This is a genomic window from Enterobacter cloacae complex sp. P15RS, from assembly GCF_014895905.1.
Lineage (GTDB): Bacteria > Pseudomonadota > Gammaproteobacteria > Enterobacterales > Enterobacteriaceae > Enterobacter > Enterobacter quasihormaechei.
In genome coordinates this window covers 8,211-32,243 of record NZ_JADBQL010000036.1, presented here as the reverse complement: position 1 = coordinate 32,243, position 24,033 = coordinate 8,211, and the positions used below count along the sequence as shown (strand labels likewise).

General features: G+C 56.8%; 17 protein-coding genes. 13 read left to right on the top strand and 4 right to left on the bottom strand.

Going from position 1 to position 24,033, the window contains the following annotated elements; translation table 11 throughout:
- The first annotated feature begins 107 nt into the window (after positions 1 to 107).
- Positions 108 to 1,136, top strand: a complete 1,029-nt coding sequence (murB, locus tag IM267_RS19075; RefSeq protein ID WP_193034070.1) for a UDP-N-acetylmuramate dehydrogenase — start codon at positions 108 to 110, stop codon at positions 1,134 to 1,136.
- Complete coding sequence (birA, locus tag IM267_RS19070; RefSeq protein WP_063450034.1) at positions 1,133 to 2,095, top strand: bifunctional biotin--[acetyl-CoA-carboxylase] ligase/biotin operon repressor BirA; 963 nt, start codon at positions 1,133 to 1,135, stop codon at positions 2,093 to 2,095. The genes murB and birA overlap by 4 nt, the downstream gene beginning before the upstream one ends.
- A 34-nt stretch (positions 2,096 to 2,129) precedes the next feature.
- On the opposite strand, the gene bcsG is transcribed toward birA, so the two are convergent.
- Genes bcsG through bcsE form a run of 3 tightly spaced genes read right to left on the bottom strand, consistent with a single transcriptional unit; the run spans position 2,130 to position 5,555 of the window.
- The gene (bcsG, locus tag IM267_RS19065) at positions 2,130 to 3,809 is read right to left on the bottom strand and encodes a cellulose biosynthesis protein BcsG (RefSeq protein ID WP_193034069.1); all 1,680 of its coding nucleotides are present in this window, start codon (positions 3,807 to 3,809) and stop codon (positions 2,130 to 2,132) included.
- Complete coding sequence (gene bcsF / locus IM267_RS19060; protein WP_006808586.1) at positions 3,802 to 3,996, bottom strand: cellulose biosynthesis protein BcsF; 195 nt, start codon at positions 3,994 to 3,996, stop codon at positions 3,802 to 3,804. The genes bcsG and bcsF overlap by 8 nt, the downstream gene beginning before the upstream one ends.
- Positions 3,993 to 5,555, bottom strand: coding sequence for a cellulose biosynthesis c-di-GMP-binding protein BcsE (bcsE, locus tag IM267_RS19055; RefSeq protein ID WP_193034068.1), 1,563 nt, complete (start codon positions 5,553 to 5,555; stop codon positions 3,993 to 3,995). Before bcsE ends, bcsF begins: the two co-directional genes overlap by 4 nt.
- Before the next feature lie 173 nt (positions 5,556 to 5,728).
- Here bcsE and bcsR point away from each other — a divergent pair, with 173 nt between their 5' ends.
- From bcsR to IM267_RS19010, 9 genes are all read left to right on the top strand, one after another.
- The gene (bcsR, locus tag IM267_RS19050) at positions 5,729 to 5,917 is read left to right on the top strand and encodes a cellulose biosynthesis protein BcsR (protein ID WP_003861175.1); all 189 of its coding nucleotides are present in this window, start codon (positions 5,729 to 5,731) and stop codon (positions 5,915 to 5,917) included.
- 11 nt (positions 5,918 to 5,928) lie between these two features.
- Complete coding sequence (gene bcsQ / locus IM267_RS19045) at positions 5,929 to 6,681, top strand: cellulose biosynthesis protein BcsQ (protein ID WP_193034067.1); 753 nt, start codon at positions 5,929 to 5,931, stop codon at positions 6,679 to 6,681.
- Complete coding sequence (gene bcsA, locus IM267_RS19040; RefSeq protein ID WP_193034066.1) at positions 6,678 to 9,293, top strand: UDP-forming cellulose synthase catalytic subunit; 2,616 nt, start codon at positions 6,678 to 6,680, stop codon at positions 9,291 to 9,293. Before bcsQ ends, bcsA begins: the two co-directional genes overlap by 4 nt.
- A 10-nt stretch (positions 9,294 to 9,303) precedes the next feature.
- On the top strand, positions 9,304 to 11,727 hold the full coding sequence (gene bcsB / locus IM267_RS19035) for a cellulose biosynthesis cyclic di-GMP-binding regulatory protein BcsB (RefSeq protein ID WP_107534170.1): 2,424 nt from the start codon (positions 9,304 to 9,306) through the stop codon (positions 11,725 to 11,727).
- A 6-nt stretch (positions 11,728 to 11,733) separates the two neighbouring features.
- Complete coding sequence (gene bcsZ / locus IM267_RS19030) at positions 11,734 to 12,840, top strand: cellulose synthase complex periplasmic endoglucanase BcsZ (RefSeq protein WP_193034065.1); 1,107 nt, start codon at positions 11,734 to 11,736, stop codon at positions 12,838 to 12,840.
- A complete protein-coding gene (bcsC, locus tag IM267_RS19025; protein WP_193034064.1) occupies positions 12,822 to 16,304 on the top strand; it encodes a cellulose synthase complex outer membrane protein BcsC in 3,483 nt (1,160 codons plus the stop codon). Before bcsZ ends, bcsC begins: the two co-directional genes overlap by 19 nt.
- Before the next feature lie 120 nt (positions 16,305 to 16,424).
- Positions 16,425 to 18,431, top strand: a complete 2,007-nt coding sequence (hmsP, locus tag IM267_RS19020) for a biofilm formation regulator HmsP (protein ID WP_193034063.1) — start codon at positions 16,425 to 16,427, stop codon at positions 18,429 to 18,431.
- 159 nt (positions 18,432 to 18,590) lie between these two features.
- Positions 18,591 to 19,877, top strand: a complete 1,287-nt coding sequence (gene dctA / locus IM267_RS19015) for a C4-dicarboxylate transporter DctC (protein ID WP_063450025.1) — start codon at positions 18,591 to 18,593, stop codon at positions 19,875 to 19,877.
- 222 nt (positions 19,878 to 20,099) lie between these two features.
- Entirely contained in the window at positions 20,100 to 21,590 is a 1,491-nt protein-coding gene (locus IM267_RS19010) for a pitrilysin family protein (protein ID WP_063450024.1), read from the top strand.
- Positions 21,591 to 21,652: 62 nt separating this feature from the next.
- Here IM267_RS19010 and IM267_RS19005 read toward each other — a convergent pair whose 3' ends face one another.
- Complete coding sequence (locus IM267_RS19005) at positions 21,653 to 22,582, bottom strand: sugar kinase (RefSeq protein ID WP_107534165.1); 930 nt, start codon at positions 22,580 to 22,582, stop codon at positions 21,653 to 21,655.
- Positions 22,583 to 22,812: 230 nt separating this feature from the next.
- Here IM267_RS19005 and pdeH point away from each other — a divergent pair, with 230 nt between their 5' ends.
- Positions 22,813 to 23,586: a cyclic-guanylate-specific phosphodiesterase gene (gene pdeH / locus IM267_RS19000; RefSeq protein WP_193034062.1), complete on the top strand. Its 774-nt coding sequence runs from the start codon at positions 22,813 to 22,815 to the stop codon at positions 23,584 to 23,586.
- A gap of 65 nt (positions 23,587 to 23,651) precedes the next feature.
- Positions 23,652 to 24,033 (top strand): AsmA family protein (locus IM267_RS21370; protein WP_370551750.1); only part of this gene is annotated, 382 nt, incomplete at its 3' end.

Sequence of the window (24,033 nt, the reverse complement as noted above, 5' to 3'; positions counted from 1 at the left end):
AGGATGGCCTTTTTGCGTTTTTGCAGATCCTTCATTTCCATAAACTAATCACCTATCCCTGCGTATATACGGTAAACTACCCCGGTTTTTGCATCAGGATAGCGTCTATGAACCACTCCCTTAAGCCCTGGAATACCTTTGGTATTCAACGAAATGCTAATCAAATTGTACGTGCCGATAATGCTCAGCAGCTGCTGAACGCGTGGCAGAGCGCAACAGAAAACGGTGAACCCGTACTGATTCTGGGCGAAGGAAGTAATGTCCTGTTTCTCGATGATTTTGCGGGAACGGTGATCGTCAACCGCATCATGGGAATTGACGTTGAAGAGCGCGCTGACAGCTGGCATTTACGCGTGGGTGCTGGCGAAAACTGGCACCGTCTGGTGCAATATACCCTTGAAAAAGGGATGTCCGGGCTGGAAAACCTGGCCCTGATCCCGGGCTGCGCAGGATCGTCTCCTATTCAAAACATCGGTGCCTACGGCATCGAACTGAAACACGTCTGCGAATACGTCGACTGCATTGAGCTGGCCACGGGTAACGCGCAGCGCTTAACCGCAGAGCAGTGCCGCTTTGGCTATCGCGACAGCATTTTCAAGCACGAGTATCAGGATCGGTTCGTCATTGTGGCCGTTGGTCTGCGTCTGGCAAAGGCCTGGAAACCGGTGCTGACTTACGGCGATCTGACCCGCCTCGATCCGGCTACCGTCACACCGCGTGAGGTATTTGATTCCGTTTGCCATATGCGAATGACCAAGCTTCCGGACCCGAAAGTGAATGGAAACGCGGGCAGTTTCTTCAAAAACCCGGTGATCGGCATCGAAAATGCCAAAGCATTTCTCGCCGGCTGGCCAACGGCTCCGCATTATCCTCAGGCGGATGGCAGCGTGAAGCTGGCCGCAGGCTGGCTTATCGATCAATGTGATTTAAAAGGTACCACTGTTGGTGGCGCTGCTGTTCACCGTCAGCAGGCACTGGTACTGATTAACCAGTCCAGCGCGACGAGTGAAGACGTCGTCAACCTGGCGCACCATGTTCGCCAGCGCGTGGGCGAAAAATTTAACGTCTGGCTGGAGCCTGAAGTTCGCTTTATTGGCCGAACAGGCGAAGTGAATGCCGTGGAGACCATTGCGTGAAGGACAATACGATTCCGTTAACTCTCATCGGCATTCTGGCAGATGGCGAGTTTCATTCTGGTGAGCAGCTGGGCGAGCAGCTGGGCATGAGCCGCGCTGCTATCAACAAGCATATACAAACGCTCCGCGACTGGGGCGTGGATGTGTTTACGGTGCCTGGTAAAGGTTATAGCCTGCCGGAACCGATCCAGTTATTGAATGAAGAGACCATTCGCAGCCAGATTGGGCACGGCAACGTTGCGGTATTGCCGGTCATTGATTCGACGAACCAGTATCTGCTGGACCGCCTGAGCGAGCTGACATCCGGCGATGCCTGCGTTGCAGAGTATCAACAGGCAGGACGTGGCCGTCGAGGCCGTAAGTGGTTCTCGCCATTTGGCGCCAACCTCTATCTCTCCATGTACTGGCGGCTTGAGCAGGGGCCGGCTGCGGCCATCGGGCTGAGCCTGGTCATCGGTATTGTGATGGCAGAGGTGCTGCACGATCTGGGCGCGGATAAAGTTCGGGTGAAATGGCCGAACGATCTCTATCTCAACGATCGCAAACTGGCGGGTATCCTGGTTGAACTGACGGGAAAAACGGGCGATGCCGCGCAGATCGTCATTGGAGCCGGGCTAAACATGGTAATGCGAAACGTGCAAAACGATGTGGTGAACCAGGCCTGGACCAACCTCCAGGAAGCGGGGATCGCCATCGATCGCAATACGCTTGCCGTCCGGATGATCAATGAGTTACGAAGTTCGCTGACGCTCTTTGAACAGGAGGGGTTAGCGCCATTCCTCTCCCGCTGGGAAAAGCTCGATAACTTTATTAACCGACCGGTGAAGCTGCTGATTGGGGATAAAGAGATTTACGGCACTTCACGCGGTATTGACGCACAGGGCGCGTTGCTTCTTGAGCAGGATGGCGTGATTAAGCCCTGGGTGGGCGGTGAAATTTCGTTACGAAGTGCAGAATAACCCTCTCCCCACAGGGGAGAGGGTGTAGCGGCTATCACTGCGGATACGGCACCCAATCCCCGGCATTCAGTCGGACATAAGGCTTGTTCTGATACTGGATCACCACCGCGTTGGCGTTTTCCGATACCTCTGCCGTCTGCGGCAGCCCGCTGGTGAGCTGATCCCAGTTCACGCTATCCTCCACAAACAGCTTACCGTCTACTGCGCGAGCAACCAGTTCCGAGATCGCCAGATAGCTGCTTGGCTGGGTGATCTCAACAGGCGCACCCTGACGCGGCGCCTTCATGCCAAAGAACTTAATCCCGGCCGGAACGTTAGTGATGGACGGGCTTGGGATATCACGCAGGCCAGACACCTGCATCCTGTCGCCTTTCAGCGCTCCACCATGTTCCGGTACCACCACCACCATCACTTTACGCCCTGATTTTTCCAGCTCGGTAAAGAACGCATCCAGCTCGTCAAAGAACTTCTGGGCACGGGCTTTATAATCGGCCGTTTTGCTTACGCCAGGATAGTGATTCCCGTCGTGCAGCGGCAGCGTGTTATAGAACGTCGCGCTTCGCGTCCCTTCTTCTTTGCCGACGGTATCGAACCAGCGCTGAAGCACGGCGGTATCGTCATACACCGGCGAACCATCGAAGCCCAGTAACGTCACCGGCAGCCCTTTCTGGTCCATCAGTGGAGCCTGCATTCCCCCCTGTTCACGCACTTCCTTCAGGAAGTTACCGAACTGGCCGTTGTGGCCCATCATCAGGTGCTGCGTAAAGCCGAGTTTTGCCAGGTTATCGAACAGATAGCACTGGTTAGCTGCGGGCTGGTAGAGATTCTTATGCGAAGGCTGCCCACAGCTCGCGCGCAGCAGGCGGATAGCCGCCGGGCCGCTGTAGGAGGTGGCGGAGTTGAAGTCTTTAAACTGTATATCGAAATGCGACCACAGCGGATGCGACATCAACCCGGCCGCATCGACATCCGCCCAGGACAGAGAACAGATGTTAATCACCAGCAGTTCAAACGGCTGAGCGTCGGCAGGCAGCGCATCCGGGAATTTCGTCTGGCGCTTATCTTCCGCAGCGTAAAAACTGGAGAGCCACGCGTTCAGGTTAGCGGATGTCGGCGGTGCGGTCTGCGCGGGGATATCCCCTACCACAGGCGTATCCCCTGCTGTCGCGACGGTAGCGGCGGCGGAACCGCCCGTGGTGGTCACGGTTGTTGTCGGCTGACCGGCTGGCCACAGCGAGAAGCTCGGGCCCGTCAGCGTCAGGACGTTTAGCCAGACCATAATCGCGACGACAAACACCGTCACGCGGATCCACTGAGACAGGAACAGCCAGGCGACCAGCAGGACAAATACCGCGCCAATCATCTGCCAGTTAATAAAGCGCTCAACCAGATCGAGCATATAGTCCGCACTGAAACCTGCGACCTGGGAGCCCTGGCTCATGATGCTTTCGGGGCCAGGCAGCCAGGTATCATGCCAGAACAGGGCGAAACCGATGGGGATAGCGACCCAGTGACGTATACGGTGCAGCCTGAGGTTCGGGATTGGCATCAGCAGGAATGCCATAAACACCAGGTTAAGCAGAGGGTGGAAATTAAGGTAGCCTGCCCACAGCAGACCAAACTTCACCAGAAAGTAGAAATTCCAGCCGGACAGGCCGCGCCAGTATTGCCAGAGTGGCGATGGCGCCGAAGAGGTATAGGTAGAATTAGTCATGTTTTCGGTTTGCCTTGACGTTCGGAGCGCGAGTCAGTGTTCCGGCGGGTTTAATATAGCGAGGTTTGACGAACAGTAATCTGACCGTATCGCGAATACGGCGCAGGGAATGGCGCGCATAGTAGCCCAGCGGCAAAAAAATTAGCGCACACAGAACAACCAGTTGAATGATATCGCTGATATTCATAATGGCGCGCTCTCCTTGTTCTCATCCAGTAAACGTAGCGGCTCAGGTACCCGACGCCAGACATGCCCGTCATGCTTCGCGTTGAGAACCGGTACGGCACCGCTTGTTACAGGCAACGGTTTGGCCCACTTTTCGGGTGCCAGGGTACGCATCTGGACAAGCTCAGCAGCAATCAGGTTATCTTCGAACCAGACCATGCGGTTCGAGAAAATATCTCCGGTAGGCAGCGGGAAGATATGGTTCAGCGCGGTATCCAGATCGTTCACCCGGCAGAAGGAGAGGAACAGCACCAGGCGATTATCGCCAATGGTCATGATATCCCCTGTACGATTAGGGCGGCACAAGGTAAGCGCCTGCTCAACACGAATGCCCGGCACGGGACGCAGGGCAACCATCACCCCTTTTCCGTCTGCCGGTAACAGCGTATTGCTTATCATATTGCCCACCGCATCGCAGAAGGTGTCCCACTTCTGGTAGCCGCGCAGCTTCATCGGCTGCGTCATGGAAAGCAGGGTGCTGATATCTTCCGGAACGTGGCGGTTAAACTGCTGGCCCTGGAGGCTTTCGATCAGCGTCAGACAGCGCGAGAGGGGCGCATTCCAGGGGATGACCATATTAGCGCCACAGCCCAGTAACAGGCGCTCATCGGTGGCGCGCAGGCTGGTATTATTTTCACGCACCACGATTTTTAACGCGCTGCCGCGCTGTCGACGTAGCGTGTGAATATGCCTTGCCAGCGTTTCAATTTGGTTATTCTGAATCAACGAGAAGATAATGGTCGCCGCCTGCGTGGTGCGCGCTTCATCAAATAAGGCTTCATTGGTTTCGAACAGTGACCAGTGTTCAGAAAGTGCAGGCGCGCCTTCCAGTACCGCAATATGACTCAGAACGCGTTTTTCATCACTGCGTGGCTGAACCACCGTCTCTTCCTGTTGAGCAAGATGCCACTCATCCCCGACATGTTTGAGGGTAAGCTGCTGTCGGGAGCTCACCCCTTTTTCATTGCACCAGAATGCCACGTCGTACAGATGGCTGTCAGTCTGGACACGAATACTGGCCAGACCATAGAGGGAGCGGTATTCACTCATTAAAAGTGAAAAAAGCTTGTCGTTATTACTGCCTGGGTTAACCACCAATAAGGTGCAATTTTGATTTTTCATCCATCTGTTGATTCTTTCCAGCCATTTCAGCAGTTTTTCTGACGGAATATTTTGTAGACCGTTTTGAGAACATTTAAGAATCAGTAAATAGTGTTCAGGAACAATAGAGCACTGAATATCGCGGGGTAAAAAGTATAAACTGTCGGCCTCCGCTGACATGGAAAATAATCGTACTGTCTGGGGTCCACGGTCAGTTTCGAGCCTGATGATTGACTTTGGCTCATCGCCCATCGTAATGACGGCAACGCGGGAATCCTTACCCTGCGCCGCTATCGTCTGGTTTACCAGACTGATGGCATCAGCATTACGATCCGTATTAACCCACCAGACTCCTCCGACTGGCATGTGGCGCAATTCGTCCCATAATGACTGGATGCCAATAGAAAATATGGAGTCCACGGTGTCCCTCTTTTCGTCGAATTTCTATGCCTCTCAGTTTACTAGCGAAAGCGTAGAAATAAACCTAACATTGAAATTAAAGAACATCAGATTTAGCATGTAAATGAATTTCGTGGGCAGGACGCCTCGCTGCATCTGAATCTTATGATTTTACTCAAAGGGATGAAATAAGAATGCAAAATAACGAACCCGCAACGCCAGTCGACTCAAGCCTGGGTTACACATTCCAAAACGATTTTCTGGCGCTCACGCAGGCTTTTTCGTTGCCTGAAATAGATTACACCGATATTTCCCAGCGGGAACAGTTGGCTGCGGCTATTAAACGTTGGCCGTTATTAGCTGAGTTTGCCCAACAACAATAAGGAAGCCATTGATGGCCGTACTAGGATTACAGGGCGTCCGTGGTGGGGTAGGTACAACTTCCGTAACCGCGGCGCTGGCGTGGTCATTGCAGGTTTTAGGTGAATCGGTACTGGTTATTGATGCCTGCTCCGATAATTTGCTGCGCATGTCATTCAATGTCGACTTTACGTATTCAAACGGCTGGGGGCGCGCGCTTCTGGACGATAAAGACTGGCGGGATGCGGGTTTGCGCTATACCTCCCAGCTCGATTTGCTTCCTTTTGGTCAGCTGACGGAAACCGAACGCGGGAATGAAGCCGCGTTCCAGCGCCTGTTCTCTCGCTTCACCACCGCGTTGCAGAGCCTGAAAGAGAAAGGGCACTATCGGTGGATCCTGCTGGACCTGCCGCACGGTGCCGCGTCGCTGACCCGCCAGCTGCTGACGCAGTGTGACCATGTGCTCTCCATCGCGAACGTAGATGCGAATTGCCATATCCGTCTGCATCAGCAGGCGTTGCCTGCCAATGCCCATATTCTGATCAACGATCTGCGCATTGGCAGCCAGATCCAGGACGATCTGTACCAGGTCTGGCTACAGAGTCAGCGCCGCCTGTTGCCGATGGTGATCCATCGTGACGAAGCGATGGCGGAGTGCCTTGCGTCGAAACAACCCCTTGGGGAGTACCGTAGCGATTCACTGGCGGCGGAAGAGATCCTGACGCTGGCCAACTGGTGTCTGCTGCACTTTGCGAAAAGGCCTGAGTCTGCCGGGAGTACGGCATGAGTCGCCTGACCAGCTGGCTGCTTATCCCGCCGGTCAGTTCGCGCTTAAGTGAACGCTATCGCCATTACCGTCATCACGGCGCTTCATCGCTGAGCGCTGCGCTGGGCTGTTTCTGGATGGTTCTGGCGTGGATGTTTCTCCCCCTTGAACATCCGCGCTGGCAACGTATTCGTGCGCGCCACGGTGAACTCTATCCGCATATCAACCCTGACAAGCCGCGTCCGCTCGATCCCGCGCGCTACGCTATTCAGTCCATCTGGCTGCTGGCGACCTCAACGGGCGCGGAGAAAAAAACGTCCCGCTGGCGCAGCTTCGATCGCGTGCAGAACCTGCGTGAACGCTATCACCAGTGGCTTGACCGGCTACCCGATCGCGTTGGCGACAGAACGGGACATTTAGATAACCACAAAGAGCTCGGGCACCTCCACCCGGGCTTGCGGCGTTTTATTCTCGGCGTGGTGGTGGCGTTCTCGCTCATTCTGGCGCTGGTCTGTATTACCCAGCCGTTCAACCCGCTGGCGCAGTTTACCTTCCTGATCCTGCTGTGGGGCGTGGCGCTGCTGGTGCGGCGCATTCCGGGACGTTTTTCCGCCCTGATGCTGATTGTGCTGTCGCTGACCGTTTCCTGCCGCTACATCTGGTGGCGTTATACCTCAACGCTGAACTGGGACGATCCGGTCAGCCTGGTGTGCGGGCTAGTGCTGCTGTTTGCGGAAACCTACGCCTGGATCGTGCTGGTGCTGGGTTACTTCCAGGTTATCTGGCCGTTGAATCGTCAGCCGGTGCCGCTGCCAAAAGACACGACCCAGTGGCCAACGGTGGACCTCTTCGTGCCGACCTACAACGAAGATCTGTCGGTGGTGAAAAACACCATCTACGCCGCGCTGGGTATCGACTGGCCGAAGGACAAAATCAAAATCTGGATCCTCGATGACGGTGGCCGCGCCGAGTTCCGCCAGTTCGCAGACGAAGTGGGGGTAGAGTACATCGCCCGTACCACTCACGAACACGCGAAGGCCGGTAACATCAACAATGCGCTGAAATATGCCAAAGGGGAGTTCGTCTCTATTTTTGACTGCGACCACGTGCCAACGCGCTCGTTCCTGCAAATGACGATGGGCTGGTTCCTGAAGGAGAAAGAGCTGGCGATGATGCAGACGCCGCACCACTTCTTCTCGCCGGATCCGTTTGAACGTAACCTCGGTCGTTTCCGCAAAACCCCGAACGAGGGCACGCTGTTCTATGGCCTGGTTCAGGACGGGAACGACATGTGGGACGCCACGTTCTTCTGCGGCTCCTGCGCGGTTATCCGCCGCAAGCCGCTGGATGAAATTGGCGGCATCGCCGTGGAAACGGTCACGGAAGATGCTCACACCTCCCTGCGTCTGCACCGCCTTGGCTATACCTCGGCCTATATGCGCATTCCCCAGGCGGCGGGGCTGGCAACGGAATCCCTGTCGGCACACATCGGCCAGCGTATTCGCTGGGCGCGCGGCATGGTGCAAATCTTCCGTCTCGATAACCCGCTGATGGGCAAAGGGCTGAAGCTGGCGCAGCGCCTGTGCTACGTCAACGCCATGTTCCACTTCCTGTCGGGTATTCCACGGCTTATCTTCCTCACCGCGCCGCTGGCGTTCCTGCTCCTTCACGCTTACATCATCTACGCTCCCGCGCTGATGATTGCCCTGTTCGTGCTGCCGCACATGATCCACGCCAGCCTGACGAACTCGAAGATTCAGGGGAAATATCGCCACTCCTTCTGGAGCGAAATTTACGAAACGGTGCTGGCCTGGTACATCGCGCCGCCAACCATGGTAGCGCTGATTAACCCGCATAAAGGGAAATTTAACGTCACCGCGAAGGGCGGGCTGGTGGAAGAGGAGTATGTCGACTGGGTGATCTCCCGGCCCTATATCTTCCTGGTGCTGCTGAATATTGTGGGCGTCATTGTTGGGATCTGGCGCTACTTCTACGGCCCGGAAAACGAAGTCCTGACGGTCTTCGTGAGTATGGCGTGGGTGTTTTACAACCTGATTATCCTCGGTGGCGCGGTGGCGGTATCGGTGGAGAGTAAACAGGTCCGCCGCGCGCACCGCGTCGAAATCAGCATGCCCGCGGCCATTGCCCGCGACGATGGCCATCTCTTCTCCTGTACCGTACATGACTTCTCGGATGGCGGTCTGGGTATCAAGATCAACGGTCAGGCTAAGGTGCTGGAGGGGCAGAAGGTTAACTTACTGCTTAAGCGCGGCCAGCAGGAGTATGTCTTCCCGACGCAGGTTGTACGCGTGAGAGGAAATGAGGTGGGTCTGCAACTGATGCCGCTGACCAAAAAGCAACACATTGATTTTGTGCAGTGTACGTTTGCCCGCGCGGATACGTGGGCTCTCTGGCAGGACAGCTTCCCTGAGGATAAGCCTCTGGAAAGCCTGCTGGATATTCTTAAGCTGGGGTTCCGTGGCTATCGTCACCTTGCAGAATTTGCCCCGTCGTCGGTGAAATTAATTTTCCGGTCACTTACTTCGCTGGTTTCCTGGGTCGTGTCGTTTATTCCGCGTCGGCCTGAGCGAGATGAAGCGAAGCAGGCGGACCCGGTTATGGCTCAACAATGATGATAACGCGATGAAAACAAAACTTTCCTGGTTATGTGCAGTGGCAATGGGGATGAGTGCGCTCCCTGCAACAGTGGCTAACGCGGCGCCTGATAACGCAGCGGCCACGCCCGCTCCAACGGTGCCTGTCGTCGCGCAAGCGACCGATCCGGTTGTGACGGCGGCGCCGGGGCAGACGGAAAACGTCGTCCCAAATCAGCCGACGACGGGCAATACGCTGCCTGCCGGTAATCCGGTGGTGGGGCAGGTCATGCCTGGCGTGCCCGGGGCCAACGCACCCGTGGTTGCGGAAAATACGCCGTCGCGTGACGTTAAGCTGACGTTTGCCCAGATCGCGCCTCCTCCGGGCAGCATGGTCCTGCGCGGCATCAACCCAAATGGCGGTATCGAATTCGGTATGCGCAGCGATGAAGTCGTGTCGAAAGCGATGCTCAACCTGGAATACACGCCATCGCCGTCGCTGCTGCCGGTGCAGTCCCAGCTTAAGGTCTATCTGAATGACGAGCTGATGGACGTCCTGCCCGTCACCAAAGAGCAGCTGGGTAAGAAAACCCTGGCCCAGGTGCCGATTAACCCGCTGTTTATCACCGACTTTAACCGCGTACGTCTGGAATTTGTCGGTCACTATCGCGATGTCTGTGAAAACCCGGCCAGCAGCACCCTGTGGCTGGATGTGGGCCGTAACTCCTCGCTACAGATGACGTATCAGCCACTGGCGCTGAAAAACGATCTCTCGGCCTTCCCGGTGCCGTTCTTCGACCCGCGCGATAACCGTCCTCTGAACCTGCCGATGGTGTTTGCGGGCTCTCCGGATGTGACCGAACAGCTGGCGGCCTCCATCGTGGCATCCTGGTTTGGTTCCCGCTCCGGCTGGCGCGGTCAGAGTTTCCCGGTCATGTACGACAAAATGCCGGATAAAAACGCGATCGTGTTTGCCACCAATGCCAAACGTCCATCATTCCTGCGTGACCATCCGGCTGTGAAAGCGCCCACCATCGAGATGATCACCCATCCGGACAACCCGTACGTTAAGCTGCTGGTGGTCTTCGGGCGTGATGAAAAAGATCTGGTGCAGGCGGCGAAGGGCATTGCGCAGGGGAATATCCTGTTCCGCGGCAACAGCGTCGTGGTGGATGAAGTGAAACCGCTGCTGGCGCGTAAGCCTTATGATGCCCCAAACTGGGTGCGCACCGACCGCGCGATCACCTTCGGCGAGCTGAAAACCTATGAAGAGCAATTGCAGTCCACCGGGCTTGAGCCTTCTCCCGTCAGCCTGTCACTGAACCTGCCGCCAGATCTGTATCTGCTGCGCACCAACGGGATTGATATCAACCTGAACTACCGTTACACCGCGCCGGCAACCAAAGACAGCTCGCGCATGGATATCAGCCTTAACAACCAGTTCCTGCAATCGTTCAGCCTGACCAGCAGCCAGGAGACAAACCGGTTGATGCTTCGTCTGCCAGTATTGCAGGGGCTGCTGGACGGTAAAACCGATGTGTCGATCCCGGCGCTGAAGCTGGGTGCGGTGAACCAGCTGCGGTTTAACTTCCAGTATATGAACCCGATGCCGGGTGGAACGGTGGAAAACTGTATTACCTTCCAGCCGGTGCAAAACCACGTGGTGATTGGTGACGATTCCACGATCGACTTCTCGAAGTATTACCACTTTATCGCGATGCCGGACCTGCGTGCGTTTGCAAACGCCAGCTTCCCGTTCAGCCGCATGGCAGATCTCTCTGAATCGATTGTTGTGATGCCAAAAGCGGCTAACGAAGGTCAGGTTGCCACACTGCTGGATACCATGGGCACCATCGGGGCGCAAACCGGCCTGCCGGCGGTCAACGTGACGGTGACGAACGACGGTAGCCAGATCCAGAACAAAGATGCCGATATCATGGTCATCGGCAACATCCCGGACAAGCTGAAAGACGAGAAGCGCGTCGATCTGCTGGTGCAGGCGGCACAGTCATGGGTCAACACGCCGCTGCGTCAGACCGAGTTCCCGAGCATCATGCCGGACAGCGGCGATCGTCAGGCCAATATCAGGACGACCGTAAGCTCAACGGGCCCGATGGCCGCGATTGTCGGCTTCCAGTCGCCGTATAACGACCAGCGCAGCGTTATCGCCCTGCTGGCGGACAGCCCGCGCGGCTATGAGTTGCTCAATACGGCCATGAACGACAGCGGTAAACGGGCGGCAATGTACGGTTCCGTCTCGGTTATTCGTGAGTCGGGGGTCAACAGCCTGCGCGTGGGGGATGTCTACTATGTGGGCCATCTGCCGTGGTTCGAGCGCCTGTGGTACGCCCTGTCTAACCACCCGGTGCTGCTGGCCGTGCTGGCTGCGCTCAGCGTCGTCTTACTGGCCTGGGTGCTGTGGCGTCTGCTGCGAATCATTAGCCGTCGTCGTCTTAATCCGGACCATGAGTAAGCGGTGATGAAAATCTTTCGTGGGTGTGTAGTCGCAGCGTTGATGCTGGCGGCGGCGAATCTTCATGCCGCCTGCCGCTGGCCCGCCTGGGAGACGTTCAAGCAGGATTATATGAGCGAAGGTGGGCGCGTTATCGATCCCAGCGACGCACGCAAGATCACCACCTCGGAAGGGCAAAGCTATGGGCTGTTCTTTGCGCTGGCAGCAAACGATCGCAAGGCGTTCGATCTGCTGCTGGCATGGACGCGCGATAACCTTGCCGAGGGGGATTTAGCCCAGCGTCTCCCAGCCTGGTTGTGGGGGAAAAAGGACGACGAAACCTGGGCCGTTATCGACTCGAACTCGGCGTCGGATGCCGATATCTGGATTGCCTGGTCGCTGCTGGAAGCCGGGCGGCTATGGAAAAATCCCGATTATACGCGCACGGGTAAGGCGCTGTTGACGCGCATTGCCACCGAGGAAGTGGTGAAGGTGCCGGGTCTGGGCTCTATGTTGCTGCCGGGTAAAGTCGGTTTTGCCGAAGAGAGTGCCTGGCGCTTCAACCCCAGCTACCTGCCGCCGCAGCTTGCGAGCTATTTTACCCGTTTTGGTGCACCGTGGACGACGCTCCGAGAAACCAACCTGCGTCTGCTGCTGGAGACCGCGCCTAAAGGATTTTCCCCGAACTGGGTGAAATATCAGAAGAAGGGCGGCTGGCAGCTGAAGCAGGATGCGTCCCTTATCGGCAGCTACGATGCGATTCGCGTCTATCTCTGGGTAGGGATGATGAACGATAGCGATCCACAGAAAGCCCGGCTACTGGCGCGTTTCAAGCCCATGGCGACCACCACAACCAAACAAGGCTTGCCGCCGGAAAAAGTAGACGTAGCGACCGGGAAACGTACCGGAGATGGGCCGGTTGGGTTCTCTGCCTCCCTGCTTCCGTTTTTACAAAACCGCGACGCGCAGGCGGTGCAACGCCAGCGCGTCGCCGATCGTTTTCCCGATAATAATGCTTATTACAGCTACGTTCTGACCCTCTTTGGACAAGGGTGGGATCAGCATCGTTTTCGCTTCACCGCGCAAGGTGAATTACTACCGGATTGGGGCCAGGAATGCGCACGTTCACACTAAATCTCCTCACGTTATCGCTTGGCCTGGCGCTAATGCCCCTGGCCCAGGCCGCCAACTCCCCGCAGCAGAGACAGCTGCTGGAACAGGTCCGTCTGGGCGAATCCACGCAGCGTGAGGATTTGGTGCGTCAGTCGCTCTACCGCCTTGAGCTGATCGACCCCGACAACCCGGACGTGATTGCCGCACGCTTCCGCTATCTGTTACGACAGGGCGATACGGCGGGCGCGCAAAAAGAGCTGGATCGCCTGAAAGGAATGGCACCCGATTCCAGCGCGTACCAGTCCTCCCGTACGACCATGCTGCTCTCCACGCCGGACGGTCGCCAGGCCCTCCAGCAGGCTCGCCTGCTTGCCACTACCGGTCATACGCAGGAAGCCATTGCCGCGTATGACAAACTGTTTGACGGGAATCCGCCCTCGGGCGACATCGCGACGGAGTACTGGAACGTGGTGGCAAAAGATCCCGCCCGCCGGAACTCAGCCATAGGCCAGCTTAAAAACCTTAACGCCACCAGCCCGGGCAACGCCCCGCTACAGGCCTCGCTGGCCCAGCTTCTGTTCGAGAGCGGACGCCGTGAAGAAGGGTTTGCGGTGTTGCAGGAGATGGCCAAATCGAACAAGGGCCGCAGTCAGGCGTCGGATATGTGGTACCAGCAGATCAAAGATCTGCCGGCCAGCAGCACCAGCGTCACCGCGCTGCAACAGTACCTGAGCGTGTTCAGCGATGGCGATAACGTGACGGCGGCGCGCGCGCAGCTTGAAGCGCAGCAAAAACAGCTCGCCGATCCGGCGTTTCGCGCCAAAGCCGAGGGGTTAGCCGCGGTGGAAGCCGGGCAGGGCAACAAAGCGGTGACGGATTTGCAGAAAGCGGTCAGCGCCAACCATGCCGACAGCGAAGCCGTAGGCGCGCTGGGGCAGGCCTATTCCCAGAAAGGCGATCGCGCCCGCGCGGTGGCGCAGTTTGAAAAGGCGATCGCCCTCGATCCGCAGAGCGATAACCGGGGCAAATGGGACAGCCTGCTGAAGGTCAACCGATACTGGCTGCTGATCCAGCAGGGGGATAACGCCCTGAAAGCCAACAATACGGCCCAGGCGGAACGCTATTACCAGCAGGCGCGCAGCGTCGATAATACCGACAGCTACGCGGTGCTGGGGCTGGGTGATGCGGCGGCGGCGCGTAAAGATAACGACGCGGCCGAACGCTATTACCGCCAGGCGTTGCGTATGGACAGCGGCAACACCAACGCGGTGCGCGGTCTTGCCAATATTTATCGCGTACAATCTCCGGAGAAAGCGACGCAGTTTATTCAGTCGCTCTCTGGCAGCCAGCGCCGCAGCATTGATGATATTGAACGTAGCCTGACGAACGAGCAGCTGTCAGCCCAGGCCGAACGGCTGGAAAGCGAGGGGAAATATGCCCAGGCCGCAGAAATTCAGCGTCGACGCCTTGCGCTTTCCCCGGGCGACGTGTGGATCACCTACCGGCTGTCGCGCGATCTGTATAGCGCGGGTCAGCGCAGCCAGGCGGATAACCTGATGCGTCAGCTGGCAAGCCAGAAACCGGACGATCCGGAGCAGGTTTACGCCAGCGGGCTGTACCTGTCCGGCAACGATCGGGACCGCGCCGCGCTGGCGCATCTGAACACGCTGCCGCGCGACAGGTGGAACAGCAACATTCAGGAGCTGGCGAGCCGCCTGCAAAGTAACCAGGTGCTGGAAAACGCCAACCGCCTGCGCGACGGTGGAAAAGAGCAGGAGGCGGAAGCGCTGCTTCGCCAGCAGCCCCCGTCCACCCGTATCGACTTAACGCTGGCGGACTGGGCTGAACAGCGTGGCGATCATGAGGCCGCGAAAACCGCCTACAACACCGTCCTGCAACGGGAACCGCAGAACGAAGACGCGATTCTCGGCCTGACCGAAGTCAATCTTGCTCAGGGCAACAGGGACGCCGCTCGCGCTGAGCTGGCGAAACTGCCCGCGGCACAAAACGGCGAACCGCTCTCCCTCAATATGCAGCGCCGGATCGCCATGGCGCAGGCCGGTCTGGGTGATTCTGCCACGGCAGAAAAGACCTTCAACGCCATTGTTCCTCAGGCAAAATCGCAGCCGCCTTCTATGGAAAGCGCGCTGGTGATGCGTGATGCCGCCCGTTTCCAGGCGCAAAACGGCCAGCCTCAGCAGGCGCTGGAAACCTGGAAAGATGCGATGGTTTCATCGGGCATCACGACGACCCGTCCGACCGATAACGACAGCTTTACGCGTCTCACGCGTAACGATGAGAAAGATGACTGGCTGAAGCGCGGCGTACGCAGCGATGCAGGCGATCTTTATCGTCAGCAGGATCTTAACGTCACGCTGCAACACGACTACTGGGGCTCCAGCGGCACGGGGGGCTATTCCGACCTGAAAGCCCACACCACCATGCTCCAGGTTGATGCGCCGCTGTCGGATGGTCGCATGTTCTTCCGTAGCGATCTGGTCAATATGAACGCCGGTTCCTTTGATACGGACAATGGCACTTACGATCCAACGTGGGGCACCTGCGCCGAAACGCCATGTCGCGGCAGCACGAATCAGTCGGCCAACGGCGCCAGCGTGGCCGTCGGCTGGCAGAACCAGACCTGGGCGTGGGACATCGGTACAACGCCGATGGGCTTCGACGTGGTCGATGTAGTGGGCAGTCTGAGCTACAGCAACGACTTAGGGCCGATTGGCTACACCCTGAACGCCCATCGCCGTCCGATTTCCAGCTCCGTGCTGGCCTTCGCCGGGCAAAAAGATCCCAATACCGACACCACCTGGGGCGGCGTGCGTGCCACCGGTGGCGGCGTGAGCGTGAGCTACGACAAAGGCGAAGCTAACGGTATCTGGTCAAGCCTGAGTGCCGACAGCCTCAGCGGGAAGAATGTCGAAGATAACTGGCGCGTCCGCTGGATGACCGGCTATTACTACAAGCTTATCAATCAGAACAACGAGCGCCTGACGGTCGGCGTGTCCAATATGCTCTGGCATTACGATAAGGATTTAAGCGGTTATTCGCTGGGCCAGGGCGGTTACTACAGCCCGCAGGAGTATGTGTCGTTCGCCTTACCGGTGAACTGGCGTAAACGCACCGAGAACTGGTCATGGGAGCTGGGTGGCTCCGTCTCCTGGTCCCATTCAAAAACAAAAGATGTGATGCGTTATCCGTTGCAGGGGCTGATCCCGGACAATGAGCCAGGCCGTTATACCGATAAAGGTGTGATGGAAACCGGAAGCAGCTCGTCAGGGACGGGTTATACCGCAAGGGCGATTGTTGAACGCCGCGTGACGTCCAACTGGTTTGTCGGTCTGGGCGTTGATATTCAGGAAGCGAAAGACTATACCCCGAGTCATGCGCTGCTCTATGTTCGGTATTCTGCCGCAGGCTGGCAGGGTGATATGGACTTACCGCCGGAACCGCTGGTGCCTTATGCAGACTGGTGATCGGATTTTTGCTTAATCTAATTGTAAGTCTCTCTTAAAAGTGCAGCTATCGGGTATACTCGGGCGCACCAGGTTTACACCCTGGTGCGCCCTGCGCTTCGAGTTTTGTGGAGAGTCATTTTGCGTGTCAGCCGTTCCTTAACGATCAAACAGATGGCGATGGTGTCTGCCGTCACAATGCTGTTTGTCTTCATCTTCTGCGTCATTTTGCTGTTTCATTCCGTACAGCAGAACCGCTATAACACGGCTTCGCAACTGGAAAGTATTGCCCGCTCGGTGCGGGAACCTCTGTCGGCCTCGATCCTGAAAGGGGATATCCCCGAGGCAGAATCCATTCTGAAGCGCATCCAGCCTGCCGGTATCGTGAGCCGCGCCGACGTCGTGCTGCCCAACCAGTTTCAGGCGCTGCGGATGAGCTTTATCCCGGAGCGTCCCGTCCCGATGATGGTGATGCGCCTGTTTGAACTGCCGGTGCAGATTTCGCTACCTCTCTATTCCCTGGAAAGACCGGCTAACCCACAGCCGCTGGCTTACCTGGTGTTACAGGCGGACTCGTACCGCATGTATAAATTCGTCATGAGCTGGGTTGCTACGTTGGTAACCACTTACTTACTTTTGACCTTAATGTTGAGCGTGGCGCTGACGTGGTGCATCAACCGGTTAATTGTTCATCCGTTGCGCCGCATCGCGCGGGAGCTGAACGACCTCTCTCCGCAGGAGCACATGGGGCATCAGTTACCGTTGCCGCGCCTGCATCACGACGATGAAATCGGCATGCTGGTCCGGAGTTACAATATCAACCAGCAGCGTGTTCTGCGTCAGCAGGAAGAGCTCAGTAACAATGCCACCCGTTTTCCGGTTTCCGATCTGCCAAACAAAGCGTTTTTAATGGCCCTGCTGGAGCAGACCGTCGCCCGCCAGCAGCCCACCGCGCTGATGGTGATCGCCTGCGAAACCTTGCAGGACACGACGGGCGTGCTGAAAGAGAGCCAGCGCGAGATGCTGCTCCTGACGCTGGTGGAAAAGGTGAAATCTGTTCTGGCGCCGCGCATGGTGCTTACCCAGGTCAGCGGCTATGACCTGGTGGTGATCGCGCACGGCGTAAAAGAGCCGTGGCAGGCCATTACGCTAGGTCAGCAAGTGCTCACTGTCATTAATGAACGGCTGCCCATTCAGGGTATCCAGCTTCGCCCGAGCGCGAGCATCGGGATTGCGATGTACTACGGTGGCCTGACCGCCGAGCAGCTTTACCGACGTGCTTTCTCGGCAGCGTTCACCGCGCGCCGGAAAGGGAAAAACCAGATTCAGTTCTTTGACCCGGAGCAGATGGAAAAAGCCCAGCAGCGCCTGACGGAAGAGAGCGACATTCTGACGGCGATGGACAATCGCCAGTTTGCGCTCTGGCTACAGCCGCAGGTGAATTTGCGCACGGGCGAAGTGACCAGCGCCGAAGCGTTGCTGCGCATGCAGCAGCCGGACGGCACGTGGGAGCTGCCTGAGGGGATGATCGAACGTATTGAGTCCTGCGGCCTGATGGTCACCGTGGGGTACTGGGTGCTGGAAGAGTCGTGCCGCCAGCTTGCGGCCTGGCAGGAGCGGGGCATTACGCTGCCGCTGTCGGTGAATCTCTCAGCGCTACAGCTGATGCACCCGACCATGGTGCCGGAGACGCTTGCGCTGATCCACCGCTACCGCATCCAGCCCGACACGCTGATACTGGAAGTCACCGAGAGCCGTTGTATCGACAATCCTGACGACGCTGTCGCCATTCTGAAACCGCTGCATAACGCCGGGGTCCGCATTGCGCTGGACGATTTTGGCATGGGGTATTCCGGCCTGCGCCAGCTTCATCACATGAAAACCCTGCCGGTGGACGTCCTGAAAATCGACAAAACCTTTGTTGAGGGGCTGCCGGAGGATTGCAGTATGGTACAGGCCATTATTCAGATGGCGCACAGCCTGAATCTGCACGTGATTGCCGAGGGAATTGAAAGCGACGCCCAGCGCGAGTGGCTGGCTGCGGCGGGCGTGGAGAGCGGTCAGGGCTTCCTTTTTGATCGTGCCGTGCCGTCGGATATTTTTGAGCAACGCTATCTCGCCGCTGCTGGCAATAACGCAAAAGTGTAATTTTGTTGCTGGCTTGTGCGAGCCAGCTCAAAGTTCTTAACATTTGTGTTTCAAATTTGAACCTCGTTTATTTCTGTCCTGTTATGTGGGTGTTATTTTAAAGCCGCAGGTTAACCATAACCTTACAAAGCCTGTAGTTTTTCTTCCCAGGGACACCCTATGAAAACCTCACTCTTCAAAAGTCTTTATTTCCAGGTCCTGACAGCCATCGCCATCGGTATTCTGCTCGGTCACTACTACCCGGAACTGGGCGCGCAAATGAAGCCGCTTGGCGACGCGTTCGTTAAGCTCATCAAAATGATCATCGCGCCGGTCATCTTCTGTACCGTGGTGACCGGTATCGCCGGCATGGAAAGCATGAAGGCGGTCGGCCGTACGGGGGCAGTTGCCCTGCTGTATTTTGAGATTGTTAGTACCATCGCGCTGATTATCGGCCTGATTATCGTCAACGTGGTGCAGCCTGGCGCGGGCATGAACGTTGACCCGGCCACGCTGGATGCGAAAGCGGTGGCGGTTTACGCTGAACAGGCGAAAGATCAGGGGATTGTGGCCTTCCTGCTGGACGTGATCCCGAGCAGCGTAATTGGCGCGTTCGCCAGCGGTAACATCCTTCAGGTACTGCTGTTTGCCGTGCTGTTTGGCTTTGCCCTGCACCGTCTGGGCAGCAAAGGCCAGCTGATTTTCAACGTCATTGAAAGCTTCTCGCAGGTTATCTTCGGCATCATCAACATGATCATGCGTCTGGCCCCGATTGGTGCCTTCGGCGCGATGGCGTTTACCATTGGTAAATACGGCGTCGGCACGCTGGTACAGCTCGGCCAGCTGATTATCTGCTTCTACATCACCTGTATTCTGTTTGTGGTGGTGGTGCTGGGCTCCATCGCCCGTGCGACCGGCTTCAGCATCTTCAAATTTATTCGTTACATCCGCGAAGAGCTGCTGATCGTGCTCGGCACGTCCTCTTCTGAATCCGCGCTGCCGCGCATGCTCGATAAAATGGAAAAGCTGGGCTGCCGTAAGTCCGTGGTGGGGCTCGTTATTCCGACGGGCTACTCCTTTAACCTCGACGGCACCTCGATATACCTGACGATGGCGGCGGTCTTTATTGCCCAGGCCACCAACAGCCACATGGATATCTTCCATCAGATTACGCTGCTGGTGGTGCTCCTGCTCTCCTCAAAAGGGGCGGCGGGCGTCACGGGCAGCGGATTTATCGTGCTGGCGGCGACCATTTCAGCGGTTGGTCATCTGCCGGTGGCGGGCCTGGCCCTGATCCTCGGTATCGACCGCTTTATGTCTGAAGCCCGCGCGTTAACCAACCTGATCGGCAATGGCGTGGCGACGGTCGTCGTAGCGAAGTGGGTGAAAGAGCTGGACCACAAGAAACTTAACGATACGCTGAATAACCGCCCATCTGAGGACAAAACCCCCGGTTTATCCTCTTAATCCCTCATAAATGCCCGTATTCCCTTGTGGGGATGCGGGCACCTGCGCATAATAACCGCTCATACCTGTCATAATTCGACAAGATTTTTTTGAGGTATATTTCACTTCCGCCCGTGACGTTTAGCCGAACACGCTGTCTAATCGGAAGGTTTTCATCGTCATCTTTGAGTGCTCACGTCGCGAGACACTCTCTTTAACCAGGAATGTTGATCAGGGGTTCACATGCAGGGCACAAAAATTCGACTCTTAACCGGCGGTTTGCTGATGATGGCAGCAGCCAGTTATGTGCAGGCAGATGCGCTCCAGCCAGACCCGGCCTGGCAACAGGGAACACTGGCGAACGGTTTCCAGTGGCAGGTATTATCCACTCCGCAACGTCCGAGCGATCGCATTGAAATTCGTCTGGCTGTGAATACTGGCTCCCTCACAGAAAGCACCCAGCAGACCGGCTTAAGCCATTTTATTCCTCGACTGGCGCTCACCCAGAGCGGCAGTTTGCAGGCGGTTCAGGTGCGTTCTTTATGGCAACAGGCCATCGATCCAAAACGCCCGCTTCCCCCGGCTGTGGTCTCCTATGACTACACCATGTTTAACCTGAGCCTGCCTAACAACCGTAACGATCTGCTTAAAGAAGCGCTTACCTATCTTTCCGATGCGACCGGCAAACTGGCGATTACGCCTGAGACCGTAAACTATGCGTTGAGCAACAGCGACATGGTGGCGACCTGGCCGACAGATACCAAAGAAGGCTGGTGGCGCTACCGCCTGAAAGGGTCAACGCTGCTTGGTCATGACCCGGCAGAGCCGCTGAAACAGCCGGTTGACGCACAGCAGGTGAAATCTTTCTATCAGCAGTGGTACACCCCGGACGCCATGACCCTCATTGTGGTGGGCAACGTGGACAGCCGTGCGGTGATAGAGCAAATCAACAAAGCCTTTGGCGATCTGAAAGGGAAGCGTGAAACGCCAGCGCCGGTTCCTACGCTTTCTCCGCTGCGTCCTGAGACGGTCAGCATCATGACGGATACCGTGCGTCAGGATCGTCTTTCAATGATGTGGGATACCGCCTGGCAGCCGATTCGCGAGTCTTCTGCGCTGTTGCGTTACTGGCGTGCGGATCTCGCGCGTGAAGCGCTGTTCTGGCACGTTCAGCAGACGCTCAGCAAGAACAACGTTAAAGACATTGGCCTGGGCTTTGACTGCCGCGTGCTGTTCCAGCGCGCGCAGTGCGCCATTAACGTGGAATCGCCCAGCGATAAGCTGAACGCGAATCTCGGCGTGGTGGCAAAAGAGCTGGCTAAAGTGCGCAAAGAGGGCCTGTCTGAAGAGGAGTTTAACGCGCTGGTCGCGCAGAAATCCCTCGAATTGCAGAAACTGTTCGCCACCTATGCCCGCGCCGATACCGATATCTTAATCAGCCAGCGCATTCGTTCCTTGCAGAATCAGGTCGTGGACATCGCGCCGGAGCAGTATCAGAAGCTGCGTCAGGATTTCCTGAACGGCCTGACCGTTGAAATGCTGAATCAGGATCTGCGTCAGCAGCTGTCGCAGGATATGGCGTTGATTCTGTTACAGCCGAAAGGTGAGCCGGAATATGACATGAAAGAGTTGAAGGCCACCTGGAACGCCATCATGGCGACGGCGCCGCAGCCAGTACAGGCGGCGGCCGATGATTTGCATCAGGATGCGAGCGATATTCCTCAGGGTCAGTAAGACCCTGAGTTCCCTCTCTCTGTGGGAGAGGGTTAGGGTGAGGGCATCAGCCCTCACCGTTCTTAAGCAGGCATCGCCTCGCGCGGAATAATCGCTCCGCGATACTGAATCACCGTGCTGGCCGTCAGGTGACCGCGCTGCGCTGCCGCTTCCGGTGTACCGCCGGTCAGACGTACCGCCAGATAGCCCGCGCTGAAAGAATCGCCCGCCGCAGTGGTATCAATCACTTTTTCTTTCGCCAGCTTCACCGCCGGAACCTCTGTCACGGCTTCACCCGTCACCGCCACCAGGCAAGACTCCGCCCCGCGCTTAATCACCACTTCACTGACCCCAGCGGCCTGCGTCCGGGCGATAACCTCATCAACCGGTTTTTCACCCCACAGCGCATCCTCATCATCCAGCGTCAGGAAGGCGATATCGGTGCATTCCAGCATCTGCTGGTACACCTGCTGCGTCTCTTCACGGCTGGCCCAGAGGCGCGGACGGTAGTTGTTATCGAAAATCACTTTGCCGCCGTTGGCGCGGCATTCGCGCAGCAGTGACAGCAGCTTTTCACGGCTCTGCTGGCTCAGGATCGCCAGGCTAATCCCGCTCAGGTAGAGGTAATCAAAGGTGGCCAGCTCTTCACAAATCGCGGCGGCGGCATCGCTTTCCAGCCAGAATTTGGCAGCCGCTTCATTACGCCAGTAGTAGAAGGTGCGCTCGCCGGTACTGTCGGTTTCGATGTAGTACAGACCCGGCAGGCGGTTTTCCATCCGCTGGATCAGCGACGTCCCAACATTTTCACCCTGCCAGGCTTCCAGCATCTGCTGGCTAAAGCTGTCCGTGCCGAGCGCAGTAACGTAATCCACGCTCAGCGCGTCGGGGGCGACCTGACGGGCAATGTAAACGGAGGTGTTTAATGTATCGCCGCCAAAACCGCGGCTCACTTCCGCGCCTTTCTGGGACAGCTCAATCATGCATTCGCCAATCACGGCAATTTTCTTAGACATAGTCGTGAACCTGAACAGAGTAATTAAAGGTAGTGTGCGCTGTGTGTTTTTTACGGTCAACCATATTAAAACTACGTTCCATTATTTTTTTTGAGCCAGCGCGTGTTCCGGCATATTTCTGTCATCTTAATTTCATTTTCCCGGTGAATTGAACATAAAGTTCTCACCTGGCGGGCCGATAACTCAGTGACGAGTCCAGAAAGGCTATCCCATACAACAGGACATCCGAAATGAAGTCAGAGCAGGTTATCCAGCGGCTGAGCACTACGCCTGAGGCAAGTATTGAGAACTTGCAGGAGCATCGCTACTGGCTGCAATGCGAGCGAGCGTATACCTATCAGCCCATCTACCGTACCGACGGTCGGTTAATGGCGATTGAGGTATTAACGATCGTCACTCATCCGTCGAATCCTTCACAGCGTATCGCGCCGGACCGCTATTTTGCGGAGGTTGCCGTGCGTCAGCGCATCGACGTGCTGGAAGAGCAGCTGAGAATGCTGGCGACGAAGCAGGCCTTCTTCGAGCAGCACGGTATTCTGGCGTCGGTGAACGTGGATGGCCCAACTCTGATGGCGTTACGTCAGAATGCGACGTTGCAGTCGCTGATTGCCACCCTGCCGTGGATGCGCTTCGAACTGGTGGAGCACGTGCGTCTGCCGCAGGACTCGTCGTTTGCCTCGATGTGTGAATTTGGCCCGCTGTGGCTGGATGACTTCGGTACCGGCATGGCGAACTTCTCCGCCCTGAGCGAAGTGCGTTATGACTACATCAAAGTGGCCCGCGATCTGTTTATTATGCTGCGCCAGACGTCGGAGGGACGGAACCTGTTTACTATGCTCCTGCAACTGATGAACCGCTATTGTCAGGGCGTCATTGTGGAAGGCGTGGAAACGCTGGAAGAGTGGCGCGACGTGCAAAATTCCCCGGCAGCCGCGGCACAGGGTTATTTCCTCTCTCGTCCTGTCCCTATGGATACCCTGGAAAAGGTGATAACCACGCTCTGATATGCCCGCTTCCCTTTGTCTGAACTATAGTTTTATAGGCAAGTTCATCAGGAAAGGGGACAACAATGACAAAAACAACCAGGGTGATTTCCTGGACAGCAGGGATTTTCGTGTTGCTGATCGTGGTCTTAATCATCATTATCGCCACGTTTGACTGGAACCGCCTCAAACCGACCATCAACCAGAAAGTCTCAGCCGAGCTAAACCGCCCCTTCGCAATACGTGGCGATTTGGGCGTCGTGTGGGAGCGCCAGAAAGAGGAAACCGGCTGGCGAAGCTGGGTGCCCTGGCCGCACGTCCATGCCGACGACATTATGCTTGGCAACCCGCCCGACATCCCCGAAGTGACCATGATCCACCTGCCGCGCGTGGAAGCCACGCTGGCGCCGTTAGCCCTGTTAACGAAAACGGTCTATCTGCCGTGGATCAAACTTCAGCAGCCCGACG